The organism is Nitrosomonas sp. (assembly GCF_019635155.1).
Taxonomy (GTDB): domain Bacteria; phylum Pseudomonadota; class Gammaproteobacteria; order Burkholderiales; family Nitrosomonadaceae; genus Nitrosomonas.
Window position 1 is genome coordinate 93,418 of the sequence record NZ_JAHBZY010000008.1, and the last position, 15,499, is coordinate 108,916.

Consider the following 15,499-nt stretch of genomic DNA (forward strand, 5'->3'; position numbering starts at 1 on the left):
TGAACCAATTAGCGATGGGCATGGAAAGAACAGGACAAATGTACTAGTCAACAAGGACAAATCAGTAATAGGAACAAAGTTTCGTTTGGAATAAAATTCCACGCGGAACAATAACGTTCCAAATAAATATTTTTTTTGAGCTTAGGTTTACAGTTGGAGACAGTAATGAAAAAAATCTATAAATATCTCGCAAGTGCGTTGCTGGCAGCTCCTATGTTTGCATCTGCTGCGACAAGCTACAATCTGTCAAATGATTTCAGTTACAGTAATAATCCAAATGACGCATGGTCTTTTTTGTATGGCACGACTTTGTTGACATCGCAAGTTCCGTTGAATAACGGTAATCCGCTTTATCCGGCGGCACTCCCCGGCTATTGGAGCACAGGCGCGGATTTATGGTCAAATACGCCCGATGTAATTAAAGCGGCGGTTAATGGCAGTAGCGCCGGAGAAACCGACTCGGATTTCCTGGCAGGCGATGTGATCATCCATAGCCCTAATGCCGGCGAACCATTATTCATCGTATGGACCGCACCGGAAGCAGGAACCATTGATTTTGCCAGCGATATTTGGTACGCGCATTCCGTTGTCAATCGTTCAAATGACGCTTCTGTTTCACTAAGCGGATCCTCTCTCGGGTCGGCCACCATTTCAAGCGCATCGTATGGCGATAGATCTAATACCTGGCATTTAAGCGGCAATGATTTATCCGTGATCGCCGGCGATACGCTGGTATTTGCATTTACCAAAAGCGCTGGACAGTCATTCGGCTCATTAGATGGAATCAATGTCGATATTACATTTGCCAGTGCGGTCCCTGAACCGGAAACTTATGCAATGTTGTTAATCGGCTTGGGATTGCTAGGATTTTCTATACGTAATAAAAAGCAAACCGCATAATAATTCAACTCAAAAACTGCCCGATTTCCCGGGCAGTTCCATTAACTAAACACCTCACCCAAAAAATTCTCAATCGAGCGGTACGCGCGGTTTGCTGCGATTTCCTTGTAGACGGTACCGAAGCTTGGGTTGTTAGCTTTCGGGTTGGTGAAGGCGTGCATGGTGCCGCCGTAAACATGCACTTGCCAGTCGACATTACTGCTGGCCATTTCGGTTTCGAATGCCAGTACTTGTTCGGGCGGCACCATCGGATCGTCGTGGCCGTGCAGGCATAATACCTTGGCGGTGATAGTCTCATTGGGCGCATCGCCCGGGGCAAGAATGCCGTGAATACTGATCACGCCTTTGACATCCGCGCCGGAACGCGCTAATTCGAGCACGCATAGGCCGCCGAAACAATAACCCATCGCCGCAACCTTGGAAGCATCGACTTGCGGCAATTGCCGCACGGCGTGCAACGCGGCATTGATACGGCGGCGCAGTAGCACTCGGTCTTGCACGAACGGCATCATCAAAGCACCGTTACGATCGGCGTCGCCATCGGCGCCGAAGATGCCTTTGCCGTACATATCCAGCGCAAAACCGACGTAGCCCATATCCGCGATTCTTTCCGCGCCTTTGCATGCGAGTTCGCGCCGGCCGCTCCAGTCGTGCGACACCAGTACCGCAGGCTTCGGCGCGCCGGTATCGTGATAGGCCACGTAGCCTTCCAGCATCATGCCGCCGTCGTGATAATCGATCGTTTGTATCATCATGTTGTCACCTTTCTTTGTTAGCCGTGATAATCTCACTTTGTAGCTATTATTTTGATTTCATGAAACCAAAGGAGTCATACCCATGAACAATTCACGCAAATCAGTTACTAGCGCGGTTGCGGCGCTATCGCTATGGGCATTGTCCAGCCACGTTTCCGCGCAGGATTTCCCGACGCAAAAAGTATTACCGTTGGAATTATCAACCCAGGCGGCGATGGCGGCAATCAAAAAATGCCAGGACGACGGTTTTAAAGTCAGCGTAGCGATCGTCGATCAATCCGGCTTGCTCAAGGTGCAACTGAAAGCCGACGGCGCCGGACCGCACACGTTGGATAGCAGCCGCCGCAAAGCTTATACCGCCAACAGCTTGCGCGATTCGACGCATAAATACGCGGTATTGGTCGCGCAAAAGCCGGAGTTGCAAAGCCTGACGCGCCTGAACGACAACATCTTGCTGTTGGGCGGTGGCTTTCCGATCAAGGTCGGCGGTGAAGTGGTCGGCGGCATCGGCGTCGGCGGTGCGCCGGGCATCGAGTTTGACGAAGTGTGCGCAAGCGCGGCGCTGAAGGTTTTGAAAGCGGACGATACGTTCGAACGCAAGTAATCAGCGCGGCTGCACCAGCGCAGCGTAAGCGATAAACAAATCTTCCAGAAACAGGCGCGGATTCAATGGATGATGCGCCAGTTTCTGTTTATTGTTCAATTCCCGAAAAAATGCACCACACGCGAGCGGATCGAGTCGATCGCTCAGCGCCTGAATCGCCGGCAGTTGCATCAGAAAATAACGAACTTTACCGGTGGCGCGGTAACTGACCAAGTCATAGCACCATTTCTGCAGCCAGTTGACGACAACCGGCAAACTGTTTTGCTGCAACGCTTCGGCCAGCAGCAGCGGATCGAGCTGTTTGGGATCGGCGACCTGACGGATGAAGTGTTCGAACGATTGCACGTCGCCGCCTTGCGCGAGCTGCAACGCTAACAACGGCGAGTAACCGGCAGCGGCGAGGTATTGCTCCGCATCGTTAATCCCTTGCTGCCGTAGCCAAGCAAGCGACGCCGTTGCATCCGGCGCCGGCATCGTTAATTGCTGGCAACGGCTGCGGATGGTCGGCAGCAAATGCTGCGCTTGATGCGTGACCAATAGGAACAACACATTCGGCGGCGGTTCTTCAAGTTTTTTCAGCAACGCATTGGCGGCAGCGGTATTCATCGCTTCCGCCGGATAAATCAGAATGATCTTGTAGCCGCTTTGGTGACCGGTCAGATACACGAAATCGTTCAGTTTACGGATTTGATCGACACTGATTTGCTGGCTGGCATTTTTCTTGGTTGCCTTATCGGTGGAGACCTCATCGCCTTCGGTTTTAGCAGCATTACCTTCCGCAGCGGCTGTCAATGCTTCTGGCAACACTGCGTGGAAATTCGGATGGCCATTTTGTTCGAACCAGCCGCAGCTAACGCACTGACCGCACGCTTGCCGGTTGGCTGTGGGTGCGGTGCACAGCAACGACTGAGCCAGCTGGCGGGTAAAATCGTATTTACCGGTACCTTTTTTACCTTTGAGCAGCAACGCATGCCCCCAAAGCGAGCGGCTTTGCTGCAACTTCTGCCAAATTGTTTGTTGCCAGGGATAAATGTCAGACATGTTGCAACAACCGTTGAATGGTTTGCTCAACCGCCGCTTTCACGTCTGCCAGATCATGGCTGCTGTCGATGATTTGAATACGCTGGGGAAATTGCCGCGCGCGATCGAGGTAAGCGTTTCGCACGCGCTGAAAAAAAACCGCTTGTTCCTGCTCGAAACGATCGGCGTCCTTGATGCGGTTAACACGCTGCTGCCCGACTTCGACTGGCACATCAAAATACAGCGTCAAATCCGGCTGCAAGCCCCCTTGCACCCAGTGCTCCAGGATAGTCAGCTTGCCGGCATCCAATCCCCTGCCCCCGCCTTGATACGCAAAACTGGCATCGGTGAAACGGTCGGAAATCACCCACTGCCCTTGCGCCAGCGCCGGTAGAATGACTTTGTCCAGATGCTCACGCCGCGCCGCAAACATCAACAGCGCTTCGGTTTCGGCGTGCATCGTCACTGTTTTATCCAATAACAATGCCCGCAAGCGTTCGCCAAGCAATGTGCCACCCGGTTCTCGCGTCACCACCGGCTGCAACCCAGCCTGCTGCAACAGCACGACGATCCACGCCAATTGCGTCGACTTCCCGGCGCCGTCGATGCCTTCCAGTGTGATGAATTTGCCTGGTTTCATGTTTTTCCGGTTTTCAAGTGCAGTTGCAGTCAGTTACTATGTGCGATCATTTAATTTTACCGATTTTAACATGCACCTTGATGCGATTGGTTTGCTCGACACTGCTCAATTCATCGCCTCGCCCAATTGCGATGAACGCCCGGCGGGTACGGAAATCAGCTTACTGGTGATCCACAACATCAGTCTCCCGCCGGATGAATTCGGCGGCGACGGCGTCATTGAATTGTTCACCAATCGGATCGACCCGCAGGCGCATCCTTACTATCAATCGCTACAGGGTTTGAAAGTCTCGGCACATTTTTTCATCCGCCGCGACGGCAGTTTGATTCAATTCGTGTCATGCAACCGGCGCGCCTGGCACGCCGGTGTTTCGAACTGGCAAGGCTACGAACGCTGCAACGATTTCTCGATCGGCATCGAACTCGAAGGCAGCGACACCACGCCTTTTACCGATGCGCAATATGAAGTTTTAATTGCTCTAACCCAGTGCTTATGCCAAAAGTATCCGATTCAACACATCGCCGGACACTCCGACATCGCCCCAGGGCGAAAAACCGATCCGGGGCCTTGTTTCGATTGGTTGCGCTACGCCGCCGATGTTAATCGCGGCGATTTATTTCGTGCGACTGAGCATGTCTCAATTGGTCATGAAAAAACGTAAACCACTTCTCGGTTGCATGAGTAGCAAAGTGTGCATACAAAAATGACTTGATCCAGGTTATTATTGTATGCACAATTATGTAGGTAAAAATCACATTCGATCCCGCCAAAGATGCTGTCAATATCGCCAAACATGGCGTATCGATGGCGCTGACTTCCGAACTTGACTGGGAATCCGCTCAATTGTGGCTGGATACGCGCAAAGAATACGGTGAAATACGCATCATCGCCCTCGCACTCATCAAAACACGCTTATTTTATGTGGTATTCACCGACCGCGGCGGCCATCGCCGCATTATTAGCCTGCGTAAGGCAAATGCTAGAGAGGTTAAACGCTATGTATCTCAAGACTAAATCAGGCAAAAAAGTGTATCTGCCGACACCGGAAGAAGATGCTGCCATCACCGCAGTCGCATTGTCCGATCAGGATGCTTTACCGCTAACCGATACCGAGTTTGCGAAATTGAAGCGCGCAGGCCGTCCGCGCGCCGCTGTAACCAAAGAACGAATCACCATTCGCTTATCGCGCGAAGTGGTCGATGCATTTCGCGCTACTGGTAGCGGCTGGCAAACGCGCATGGACGAAGCACTCATGGAGTGGCTACGGGAGCATCGCCCATAATCTGGTAAACGAAACGAAAAATTGTTCATCAGCGTGTATTACGAAACCTCAATGCGGCTTCTAGCTTTTTCGGAGTATATCAATAACGTTACATATCTGATTGGCTTCCAGATTATGGTGGCATGCTTTTAATAAAGCGTCATCATCGGAATTATAGGCTATTGAAACAGACGCAAGCCTGGCAATTAAAACATCATTTCGGGTATCTCCGATCATTGCTGTTGTCTCGAACGTAGCACCGAATTTTGCCATCAATTCTTGCGCGGGAATATCTTTGTGGTTGTCATCCACTTGAATATCCACTTTACCAGTAAATTGCCCGTTTTCCCCAATATCAAGCTTATTTGCTCGAATTTCGCTGATATCAAATAGACGCTGCGCTTTCTCCGCAAGTTGATAAGGACCGGAACTGACAATAGCGCTTTTTATGTGATTTTTTCTTAGATAACTAAAAACCTCGCCAATACCGTTACTTGTTTTGCGCTCGTTAATCAGGCGCCAGAATTTGTCAGAAGACTTTTGTCGCCAAAGTTTTTTTGCCGTCAGCTCGCCCAGCTTTCTGTAATCACGAATTCCTAACCCCTCCCACAACTGCCATGCTTGCTTTTCTGTTCCCATCGCTTTGTGCAAATCCAGCCAGAAATTTTTCCCCTCGAAGATTACACCATCCATATCAAACAGCACCAAATTGACCATGATTGCAATTTTTTTATTTTTTCTTCATTGTAATCTGTCCGTTATGAACATCATTGCTACCAATGATCTGCCATCTCCCCGAAAGTATTTTGCTATCCTTGTCGCTCTGCAGAACCAGCTCGGCGATCCCTCTAAACACTGCGTGATTAAGATCATCCGTTAAATTATAAAAGTACATTAGTTTGTGACCATTCGACACAGCCATCTCTGCATTCCATGATCCGATAATGGTGCCTTTCATTCCATTCGAATCAACATCAAAAAATATTCCTCCGTTGACACGAATCTCTCCATCAACCAACTCGATAGTTGTTTCCGAGCAGGCTCTACGCTTATGTTGACTGGATTCAGATTCTATTTCCCAAGTACCGACAATATTTTTAAGCCTGTCTTCGAAACTATTACCAATTTTATTATATACATAGGGGCACAGGAGCATTACGATGAAAAAAGCGCCGATAGGGCCGGCAAGCTGCACTTTTTCATTACCAGTCCATGTATAACCAGCTTCATTCATGTAACCGAATAATGAATAAAGCAGCGTTGCTGCGCCTAATGACACGAACGCGAAGCATAAGAAAATTTTTAGTTGGCTATTCATCTTAGTATGTGTAGTGAACAATAATTTGAAAAGAACATTTTTGACCGCTTTACCATGAAGGAAAAGATCAATTCAGTAAGCGCTCTAATTAACTCTTCATCATCAAGCTAGCCCCGCATCACCCGATAGCTAGCCACCAATCGGCACTCTCCCCCCGGCGCAACTTCGCGAATATCGTCTGCCGCATTGGTGGTTTCGACGCACAGCAAACGCTTGTAATCGTCGTCCTCCAAATCCGCCATATCCTTGGCGATTTTTTCCCATGGATTCCAAACCACGGCGGTTTTGCTGCCTTGCGAGGTGATTTGGATGCGGCGGTTAAGGGCTATGTCATCGATGGTCAGGGTATTGCCGACGTTCAAATAGATACGATCGACTTCGGCACCGATGGTGACATCACCGCTTTGATGTTTTTGCGTGTTGCCGCCACCGGCCTTGTCGAAGTAATCGCAACCGGCGAGCCCTACTACTTTCGCGCGGGTGATGTCGCCGACTTTGAAGTACGTGTGAAATGCCTGTGTGATGTTAAATTTTTCCTTGCCGGTATTACGCGTGATCAGCGACAGGTTCAGGGTGTCACCAACGACGATTTCCTGTCGCAGACTGAAGGCATGCGGCCAAATGGCTTGTGTTTCCGGCGTATCGTCGAGTCCGACGGTGACTTTGATGTCGCCATTGGCCAACGCTTCGGTCGCCACCACATTCCAGCCGCGATTGCGCACGAAGCCATGTCCGGGGCGGCCCTTGCCTTCAGGATCAGCGCCGAACCACGGCCAGCAAACCGGTGCACCGCCTTTGATGGCTTTACCGTCCTGGTAATACGCTTTCTCGCTTAAAAACATCACATCTTCCGGTTCGCCTGCGAGCTGATAAGACAATACCTGCCCGGCGTGAATCGAGATCAGCGCTTTGGCTTTGGCGGTTTTGACCTGAATCATCGGCAAGCCGCCTTTACCCGCGATAAATTCGACTTGGCCTGCGATTCCAAATTGCGTGTTGAGTTGTTCGATTGTCATGCTTTTCCTTTTTCATTAATTAGTTGAGATTAGTCTTGGATCGGTATCACCCGGCTGGCTGTCAGTTTAGCACGGCTTCGCGCTTCATCCGTATCCGAGCCATTGGCCAGAGCGACTCCCATGCGGCGACGTGTAAACGATTCAGGTTTGCCGAATAGACGCAAATCGCTTTGCGGCACGCTGAGCGCTTCTGAAACACCTGCAAATGCAATGCCCTTGGCTTCGAGTTGTCCGTAAATCACCGCGCTGGCACCCGGTGCAAGCAACGAAGTATCCACCGGCAACCCCAAAATCGCACGTGCGTGCAGATCGAATTCGCTTTGCTTCTGGCTGCACATCGTCACCATGCCGGTATCGTGCGGCCGCGGACTGACTTCGCTGAACCACACGTCATCGCCCTTGACGAACAATTCCACACCAAAAATGCCCAACCCGCCCAAGTCATCGGTGATGATTTTGGCGATTTCGCGCGCGCGTTGCAGCGCCGCAGGCGACATTGCTTGCGGCTGCCAGCTTTCGACGTAATCGCCATGCACCTGCACATGTCCGACCGGTTCGCAGAAATGGGTTTTGACGCCGCCACCGGCATCGAATGCCCGCACGGTCAGTTGCGTGATTTCGTAATCGAAATGGATGACACCCTCAACGATCACCCGCCCTTGATCAACACGGCTGCCACTCGCGGCATAATCCCAAGCGGCTTTCACTTCCCCGGCATTGTCGACGCGCGATTGCCCTTTACCGGATGACGACATCACGGGTTTGACGATGCACGGATAACCGATTTTGCTATCTATCGCAGACTGCAGCTCCGCCAAACTATTGGCGAAGGCATATGGCGACGTCGGCAACTCCAACGTTTCCGCCGCCAGACAGCGGATGCCTTCACGATTCATCGTCAGTTTGGCGGCGCGCGCGGTCGGAATCACTGTTGCCAATCCGATCTTCTCAATCTCCACCAGCATATCGGTCGCAATCGCTTCGATTTCCGGCACGATGATATCGGGGCGTTCCTGTTCGACCAATGCACGCAACACTTGGCCGTCAGCCATGTTGATTACATGCGTGCGATGCGCGACTTGATGACCCGGCGCGTTGGCGTAGCGATCGACCGCGATGGTTTCGACACCCAGACGTTGCAATGCGATGATGACTTCCTTGCCGAGTTCGCCGCTGCCAAGCAGCATGACTTTGGTCGCCGACGGACTCAGCGGTGTACCGATGACCGATGTTGTTTTCATATTGATGCCTCCTAAGTAGCGGTTCTTTTTTGATCTTGTTGTTGCAATGCCCACCGTACATGCTCACGCACCATCTCCGACGGATCGTCCGCGCGTGCTTGCAATGTTTGCACAATCTCCAACGAATACGGCGCATTACCAAGACCGACGGCAATATTGCGCAACCATTGTTGATAGCCAATGCGGCGAATCGCGCTGCCGGCCAATTTAGTTTCGAACGTCGCTTGATCCCAACCGAACAATTCGATCAACGATACATCGTCCAGACCGTTACGCACATGAAAGTCGTTTTCGTTGGTAATTCGAGCGTATTTATTCCATGGGCACACCAATTGGCAATCGTCGCAACCATAGATGCGGTTGCCGATCAGCGGCCGCAGCGGTTCCGGGATGCTGTCTTTCAATTCAATGGTTAAATAGGAAATGCAACGCCGCGCATCGACCTGATACGGCGCGACGATCGCTTGCGTCGGGCAAATGTCGATACAACGCGTGCAACTGCCGCAATAACTCGCGGTTTCTTCGTCCACCGGTAACGGCAGATCGACGTACATTTCGCCGAGAAAAAACATCGATCCCGCTTGGCGATTCAGTAATAATGTATGCTTGCCGCGCCATCCCAGACCGGCCTTTTGCGCCCATGCCACTTCCATCACCGGTGCGCTATCGGAAAATACCCGGTAATTGAACGGTCCCACTGCTTCGGTGATTTTGTCGGCCAGTTTTTGCAGACGCGCACGGATTACTTTATGGTAATCGCGCCCTAACGCATAGCGCGAAATAAACGCGCGATCACCGGCATGAATCACTTCCCAGCTATTTTTGACGGCTGGCGGCGCATAATTCATGCATACCGAAATGATGCGCTGTGTTCCCGGCTCCAATTCCGCGGGCCGGGTACGCTTGGTGCCATGTTTCGCCATATAATCCATAGCACCGTGATATCCTTGTTTCAACCATTGGAACAGACCGGATTCGATTGCAGACATATCAGCATGCGCGTCGGCAATGCGGACATCGTGAAAACCCAATTCCTTGCCCCAGGTCCTGATCGCTGTTGCTAAAACCGCAAAATCAGAAATTTTTTTCGTGTTAGAGGTATTTACTTGCATAACGCTCAATCAAATAACATCGGATCATCAGAATATTTGTCACATTATTTGGCCGATGACGCGGCAACCATAAAATTCGGCAATAAATTAGCTACTTATATTCACCCTGGCATAACAATCCATCTGCTTGGCAACTTGGGTTCCGGTAAAACGACCTTAACAAGAGGCATACTGCGCGGGCTTGGATACCCGCATGCCGTCAAGAGTCCGACGTATAATTTAGTTGAAATCTACAAAATCTCTGAGTTATACTTCTATCACTTTGATTTTTATCGGTTCAATGACTATCTTGAATGGGAAGAAGCGGGTTTTCGCGAATATTTTAATTCAGATTCGATTTGCGTGGTTGAATGGCCTGAAAAAGCAGGCGATTTATTGCAAAAACCGGATCTGCGATGTGTTTTTAGCGTTCTTGATGCTGGCCGGAAAATCGAAATTCAGGCTTGTACCGGGACAGGAAAACAATGTTTAGCGCATTGGAAAACAACAAGCCGATAATTCCATTCTTCAATAGTTCACACTGTGCGTTCGTAAGAAGATATCTGCAAGCTTTTCAGCTAATTGTTTTATTTCTCTGTATCCTGATTCTACAACCGGCGATCGCAGCAGCGAATACAACGGTTAAATCCGCCCGCATGGGACTCACGCCCGACTACACACGCGTTACGTTGGAATCCAATCAACCATTGGATTATGAACTCAGTATGCTGGACAACCCTCATCGTGTCGTCATTGATCTCAATCAAACCGGGATTACGCCTGCACTTGCCGCTTTACCCGACAAAGTCGATGCGATTGATCCATTTGTACAAAAAATCCGTATCGGGCAGTTTAAACCGGATGTTATCCGGCTGGTTTTCGATTTGAAATCGAATGTAGTGCCTCGTGCTTTTGTAGTAAAACCCAAGGACAATTTTGCGCATCGCTTGATATTGGATATTTATCATCCGGATAAAGCCGGTAAGATCGCGGCACCCCTCCGCGTAAATGATAATGCCGCTCTGGATTTTGAAACCGATGTGCTGGATGAACTGGTTGCGTCACTGATTCACAGCGGAACTGAAAAGAAAGAAAATCCTGTGCAATTGATTTTCCCTCACGGACCAAAACCGCAACTGACAACCGCTTTGACACCAACCCAGCAATCCGGCAGCGTCGCTGCGGCCCCGAATCGCAAACCGGCAAAAGTTAAAGTCCCGCGCATTTTAATCGTAGCGATTGATCCAGGGCATGGTGGCAAGGATCCCGGAGCGGTTGGTCAGCAAGGCACTTATGAGAAAGATGTTACTTTGGCGATTGCCAGAAAACTGAAAGAAAGAATCGACAGAGAATCGAATATGCGCGCCATACTCACTCGTAACGGAGATTACTATCTTTCATTGCCGCAACGGCGTATTAACGCTCGTCGCGCCAATGCGGATTTGTTTATCTCCATTCACGCAGACGCCAATCCAAAATCGCACGCACACGGCTCTTCGGTATTCACGCTTTCGGAACATGGCGCAACTTCAACAACCGCCAGTTGGCTTGCGAACAAGGAAAACAGTGTTGATAGCGACTTGATGGGGGGCATCGACATCACCTCAAAGTCAAAAGATATTAAAGAGTTGCTATTGGATTTATCGCTTAGCGCGACGATTAACGATAGCGTCAAACTGGCGGAATACGTCTTGAAACAACTGAGTGGCATTAATCATCTTCACAAGCGTAATGTTGAGCAAGCGGGTTTTGCCGTACTCAAATCGCCTGATATTCCATCAATTCTTGTTGAGACGGCATTCCTCAGCAATCCCAAGGAAGAAGTGAAATTACGCAGCAAACCGTATCAAGACAAAATGGCGGATGCCATGTTTTTAGGCATCAAAAAATACTTTGCAGATAATCCCGCGTTAGCGCGCTCAGAAATGGCTCAAGTCAAATAGGCTTCGTTCCATTCCACAAATTCCACGATTAACCCCGCCGCCTTGTTTTAACATAAGCTGTAAATGATATGTTTTGTTATACATTCAATAATTTTGAACAAGCGATATTAATCCCGGTCTGTTATATCACATGATTTCCGGGTTTCTAGCACATTCCAACGAGCATTGATGAATGCAATCTGAACTTATACACAAATCGCCCAATACCTGGTACCAACTCACCACCGTTGGCGGTACGGCGCAAATTATTCTGACAGGTAATTACACGCTGGTCGCATTGAGAGATAGTTTGGATTCGTTAACCGATGAGCTGGCGCGGCAAGCCGAAAATCAAGACATTCACTGGGACTTAACCCACATTCAGCAGCTTGATACCGCCGGAACAGCCATACTCTGGCAAGTATGGAAGGGGCAGCGCCCAAAGCATCTGCAACTGCGCCCGGAGCATGAAAAAATGTTTGTCCGGCTCGAACATGTTCCGACTCCTCAGGCAAATACCCGTTATCGGGATTTAGCATGGCCCGTCACTTTTCTTGGCAGATTGGCATTGCTGTTGTGGAGCAATATACTGGGATTGGTGATGTTGATTGGTCAGCTACTGCTGGATGTGTGTTATTTGATACGGCACCCGGCCTTGATTCCTTGGCGGGAAATTTCCGCAAACTTATATCGCACCGGCGCGCAAGCTCTGGGAATCACAGCACTGGTCGGTTTCCTGATCGGTATCGTATTGAGTTACCTGTCTTCCAAGCAATTACAGATATTCGGTGCCGACATCTTCATTATCAATATCCTTGGAATCAGCATTATCCGGGAATTAGGACCCATGCTGGCCGCTATTCTTGTTGCCGGCCGGTCCGGCTCGTCAATGACGGCGCAATTAGGTGTAATGCGCGTCACACAGGAGCTGGATGCGCTAACAGTTATGGGTATTTCACACAGCCAACGCCTTGTTTTACCTAAAGTCTTGGGCCTCGGTATCGCCATGCCCTTATTAGTATTGTGGACCAGCGCCATTGCATTAATCGGCGGAATGGTCGCGGCTGAGTTACAATTAGGGCTGAGCCATCATTTCTTTTTACAGTCATTACCGGATGCCGTGCCGATTGCAAATTTATGGCTTGGACTAGGAAAAGGAATTGTGTGCGGCATGGTTATCGCACTGATCGCTTGCCATTTTGGATTGAAAATCAAACCTAACACCGAAAGCTTGGGAGAAGGCACCACCACTTCCGTGGTCACCTCTATCACAATGGTAATCATTATCGATGCAATTTTTGCTGTAATGTTCTCAGATGTAGGAATTTCCTAATACCATGCCGAATCCCGAATGTATTATTGAGATCGAATCGCTCTATACCCGTTTTGGTAATCATGTGGTTCATCGCGACGTTAATTTGTGCGTTCACCGTGGCGAAATTCTCACACTCATCGGTGGCTCGGGCAGCGGAAAAACCACCTTATTACGCCAAATGCTGGGCTTGGAACAACCATCTCAAGGTAGCGTTAAGGTTTTTGGAAATTCCCGGGATGACTTGATTCAAAACCATCTAAAAAGTAATATCCGCAACCGCTCCGGTGTCCTTTTTCAGCAAGGCGCGCTTTTCAGTGCATTGACCGTTTTTGATAATGTGGCTTTACCGCTACGGGAGCTTCACATACTCAGTGAAGATTTGATCCGTGAGCTGGTAATGATCAAACTGGACATGGTCGCCATCGAGGCCGAGCATGCCGATAAAATGCCGGCTGCATTGTCGGGCGGCATGATCAAGCGCGTGGCATTAGCGCGCGCATTAGCGCTGGATCCCGAATTGCTGTTCCTGGACGAACCGACAGCCGGTTTGGATCCCGAACTAAGCGGAAGCTTTGTCGAGTTAGTTCTAGCGCTGCGCAGCGAGCTGGATCTGACTATCGTCATGGTCACTCACGATTTAGATACACTGGTAGCATTGTCCGATCGCATCGCCGTGCTAGCGGATCAGAAAGTGATCGTTACCGACACGCTGGAGCAAGTTTGTCAATTCCAGCACCCATTTATAGCCAGCTTTTTCAAAAGCATACGACAAAAGATTGAACAAAACACACACTCGGAGCATTCATGGAAAACCGCGCCCATGCCCTTGTAGCCGGCATATTTGTCATTTTTCTCAGTATCGCCGTCGGTTCGGTTGCGGCATGGTTCAGTGGCGACAATATTCAGCGAATTCCCTATCTCGTTGTAACCAAAGAATCTGTTAGCGGACTCAATCCGCAGTCTTCCGTGCACTACCGGGGAGTACTCATCGGCAAGGTCGAGGATATAGAATTTGATCCCAACGATTCACAGCAAATTCTGGTTTATATCGAGGTGAATGAGAACGTCAATTTACAAAATACCGTATACGCGCAACTTGGCTATCAAGGGGTAACCGGTCTTGCTTATATTCAATTGAATGATGACGGCATCGGTACTGGAAAACTGCCAAGCCATGCGCGCATCCCGATGCGTCGCTCACTGTTCGATGAAGTCACGGTTTCCGGTCAGCACCTGTTGACTAACGTTAATAACTTGGTGTCAAAGATGAACTATTTGCTTAGCGATGACAACCAAACGCATATTGCACAAATTCTGCAGAATATCGAGAAAGCCACCCAAAATTTTGACGGAATCGCCAGTCACTTACAACCGGTATTGGAATCGTTCACAGAATTAACCACCGAATCGGGATTCTTAGTAAAACGGCTTGATCAACTGCTTGGAGAGATTAATCATGCGGTCAATAAAGCCAATCAGAAAGAAGGTATTTTTGACAGCTTGGCGGAAAGTGCCCAAGAGCTCGCAATTACTATTCCGGAGCTGAGAAAATTGAGTAACAACATTGCACGAAATTCAAGCAATTTTGATCGGGTATTGCACCAACTGGAAGAAAATCCGCAAAGCCTGATTTTTGGCCGCCCATCGGCACAACCAGGACCGGGCGAAGAAGGATTCGTGTCACCGAAAGGAATCCAACAATGATCAGAATTTTACAGTTACTATTGATTTGCTCATTAATCGCAGGTTGTGCGCCGCTGCAAAAAACACCCACCGCAACATCCACTTATGATTTTGGTGTTCTTTATCCGCTCAATAATGAACCGGCAGCATCGCAGGCCCCGCAACTTCAACTTCAAAAAAAGAGCCTACTGATAACCGATGTCACATCGCCCGCATGGCTCGACAACACCGCAATTCATTATCGTTTGATCTATCACAATCCTGCGCAAACATTCACTTATAGAAACAGTCGTTGGATAGCGACACCGGCCGCCTTGTTCTCCCAGCAGTTACGCAACCGTGTCGCCTCCCAATTGGATGAACTTGTCATTAAAGACGGCAGCACCGCTAAATCCGACCGGATGCTGGACATTGAATTGAAAGAACTTGTGCAGTTGTTTGAAACAGCGACAGACAGCCATGTTGTATTCGGATTACGCGCCAGTTTAATCGAACGCAATTCACGCAAGCTGTTGGCACAGAAAGATTTCAGCATTTCGGAAAAAGCACCTTCGGCGGATGCAGCCGGAGCCGTCTTTGCCATGAGCGTAGCGAGCAACCATCTCCTTAACGAATTGGTCGATTGGTTGAATGCGGTATCACCTGACAACTAATAATCACGTCGCAATCGTAAGAATCGCGTGTTTATAAAATATGGTATTTTGTTATGCTAGTATCTCACTGCCCTAACCAT

At 49.4% G+C, this 15,499-nt stretch carries 19 protein-coding genes; 11 read left to right on the forward strand and 8 right to left on the reverse strand.

The features are described 5' to 3' along the window. Positions 1-165 precede the first annotated feature (165 nt). Positions 166-900 (forward strand): PEP-CTERM sorting domain-containing protein, encoded by a 735-nt coding sequence (locus KF839_RS07320; RefSeq protein ID WP_292917191.1) that lies wholly within the window; start codon positions 166-168, stop codon positions 898-900. A gap of 41 nt (positions 901-941) precedes the next feature. On the opposite strand, the gene KF839_RS07325 is transcribed toward KF839_RS07320, so the two are convergent. After that, positions 942-1,655 (reverse strand): dienelactone hydrolase family protein, encoded by a 714-nt coding sequence (locus tag KF839_RS07325; protein ID WP_292917192.1) that lies wholly within the window; start codon positions 1,653-1,655, stop codon positions 942-944. Between the two features lie 82 nt (positions 1,656-1,737). On the opposite strand from KF839_RS07325, the gene KF839_RS07330 reads away from it, so the two are divergent. Next, positions 1,738-2,259, forward strand: a complete 522-nt coding sequence (locus KF839_RS07330) for a GlcG/HbpS family heme-binding protein (protein ID WP_292917193.1) — start codon at positions 1,738-1,740, stop codon at positions 2,257-2,259. Here the strand turns inward: KF839_RS07330 and holB are convergent, their stop codons facing one another. Together holB and tmk are read right to left on the reverse strand one after the other, a co-directional pair. Continuing rightward, positions 2,260-3,300 carry a DNA polymerase III subunit delta' gene (gene holB / locus KF839_RS07335; protein ID WP_292917194.1) on the reverse strand — a complete coding sequence of 347 codons (1,041 nt, stop codon included), beginning with the start codon at positions 3,298-3,300 and terminating at the stop codon, positions 2,260-2,262. It abuts the gene before it with no gap. Continuing rightward, positions 3,293-3,919 carry a dTMP kinase gene (tmk, locus tag KF839_RS07340; RefSeq protein WP_292917195.1) on the reverse strand — a complete coding sequence of 209 codons (627 nt, stop codon included), beginning with the start codon at positions 3,917-3,919 and terminating at the stop codon, positions 3,293-3,295. The genes holB and tmk overlap by 8 nt, the downstream gene beginning before the upstream one ends. A 70-nt stretch (positions 3,920-3,989) precedes the next feature. On the opposite strand from tmk, the gene ampD reads away from it, so the two are divergent. The 3 genes from ampD to KF839_RS07355 all read left to right on the forward strand — a co-directional run bounded on the left by ampD (position 3,990) and on the right by KF839_RS07355 (position 5,201). Beyond that, positions 3,990-4,580 carry a 1,6-anhydro-N-acetylmuramyl-L-alanine amidase AmpD gene (ampD, locus tag KF839_RS07345; protein ID WP_292917239.1) on the forward strand — a complete coding sequence of 197 codons (591 nt, stop codon included), beginning with the start codon at positions 3,990-3,992 and terminating at the stop codon, positions 4,578-4,580. 89 nt (positions 4,581-4,669) lie between these two features. Continuing rightward, positions 4,670-4,933: a BrnT family toxin gene (locus KF839_RS07350; protein WP_292917240.1), complete on the forward strand. Its 264-nt coding sequence runs from the start codon at positions 4,670-4,672 to the stop codon at positions 4,931-4,933. Beyond that, the gene (locus KF839_RS07355) at positions 4,917-5,201 is read left to right on the forward strand and encodes a BrnA antitoxin family protein (protein WP_292917196.1); all 285 of its coding nucleotides are present in this window, start codon (positions 4,917-4,919) and stop codon (positions 5,199-5,201) included. Before KF839_RS07350 ends, KF839_RS07355 begins: the two co-directional genes overlap by 17 nt. Before the next feature lie 60 nt (positions 5,202-5,261). On the opposite strand, the gene KF839_RS07360 is transcribed toward KF839_RS07355, so the two are convergent. From KF839_RS07360 to queG, 5 genes are all read right to left on the reverse strand, one after another. Further along, complete coding sequence (locus tag KF839_RS07360; protein WP_292917197.1) at positions 5,262-5,897, reverse strand: HAD family hydrolase; 636 nt, start codon at positions 5,895-5,897, stop codon at positions 5,262-5,264. A gap of 13 nt (positions 5,898-5,910) precedes the next feature. Further along, positions 5,911-6,459: a hypothetical protein gene (locus tag KF839_RS07365; RefSeq protein ID WP_292917198.1), complete on the reverse strand. Its 549-nt coding sequence runs from the start codon at positions 6,457-6,459 to the stop codon at positions 5,911-5,913. 146 nt (positions 6,460-6,605) lie between these two features. Further along, complete coding sequence (locus KF839_RS07370; RefSeq protein ID WP_292917199.1) at positions 6,606-7,514, reverse strand: D-hexose-6-phosphate mutarotase; 909 nt, start codon at positions 7,512-7,514, stop codon at positions 6,606-6,608. A 29-nt stretch (positions 7,515-7,543) separates the two neighbouring features. Beyond that, the gene (gene purT, locus KF839_RS07375; protein WP_292917200.1) at positions 7,544-8,755 is read right to left on the reverse strand and encodes a formate-dependent phosphoribosylglycinamide formyltransferase; all 1,212 of its coding nucleotides are present in this window, start codon (positions 8,753-8,755) and stop codon (positions 7,544-7,546) included. A gap of 11 nt (positions 8,756-8,766) precedes the next feature. Further along, positions 8,767-9,867: a tRNA epoxyqueuosine(34) reductase QueG gene (gene queG, locus KF839_RS07380; protein ID WP_292917201.1), complete on the reverse strand. Its 1,101-nt coding sequence runs from the start codon at positions 9,865-9,867 to the stop codon at positions 8,767-8,769. 36 nt (positions 9,868-9,903) lie between these two features. Here queG and tsaE point away from each other — a divergent pair, with 36 nt between their 5' ends. The 6 genes from tsaE to KF839_RS07410 all read left to right on the forward strand — a co-directional run bounded on the left by tsaE (position 9,904) and on the right by KF839_RS07410 (position 15,419). Next, positions 9,904-10,365, forward strand: coding sequence for a tRNA (adenosine(37)-N6)-threonylcarbamoyltransferase complex ATPase subunit type 1 TsaE (tsaE, locus tag KF839_RS07385; RefSeq protein ID WP_292917202.1), 462 nt, complete (start codon positions 9,904-9,906; stop codon positions 10,363-10,365). Beyond that, the gene (locus KF839_RS07390) at positions 10,332-11,789 is read left to right on the forward strand and encodes an N-acetylmuramoyl-L-alanine amidase (protein ID WP_292917203.1); all 1,458 of its coding nucleotides are present in this window, start codon (positions 10,332-10,334) and stop codon (positions 11,787-11,789) included. The genes tsaE and KF839_RS07390 overlap by 34 nt, the downstream gene beginning before the upstream one ends. Positions 11,790-11,961: 172 nt before the next feature. Continuing rightward, positions 11,962-13,101, forward strand: coding sequence for an MlaE family ABC transporter permease (locus tag KF839_RS07395; RefSeq protein WP_292917204.1), 1,140 nt, complete (start codon positions 11,962-11,964; stop codon positions 13,099-13,101). A 4-nt stretch (positions 13,102-13,105) separates the two neighbouring features. Further along, positions 13,106-13,915, forward strand: coding sequence for an ABC transporter ATP-binding protein (locus KF839_RS07400; RefSeq protein WP_292917205.1), 810 nt, complete (start codon positions 13,106-13,108; stop codon positions 13,913-13,915). Further along, positions 13,888-14,787, forward strand: coding sequence for an MlaD family protein (locus tag KF839_RS07405; protein WP_292917206.1), 900 nt, complete (start codon positions 13,888-13,890; stop codon positions 14,785-14,787). Before KF839_RS07400 ends, KF839_RS07405 begins: the two co-directional genes overlap by 28 nt. Continuing rightward, a complete protein-coding gene (locus KF839_RS07410; RefSeq protein ID WP_292917207.1) occupies positions 14,784-15,419 on the forward strand; it encodes an ABC-type transport auxiliary lipoprotein family protein in 636 nt (211 codons plus the stop codon). Before KF839_RS07405 ends, KF839_RS07410 begins: the two co-directional genes overlap by 4 nt. Positions 15,420-15,499: the final 80 nt, after the last annotated feature.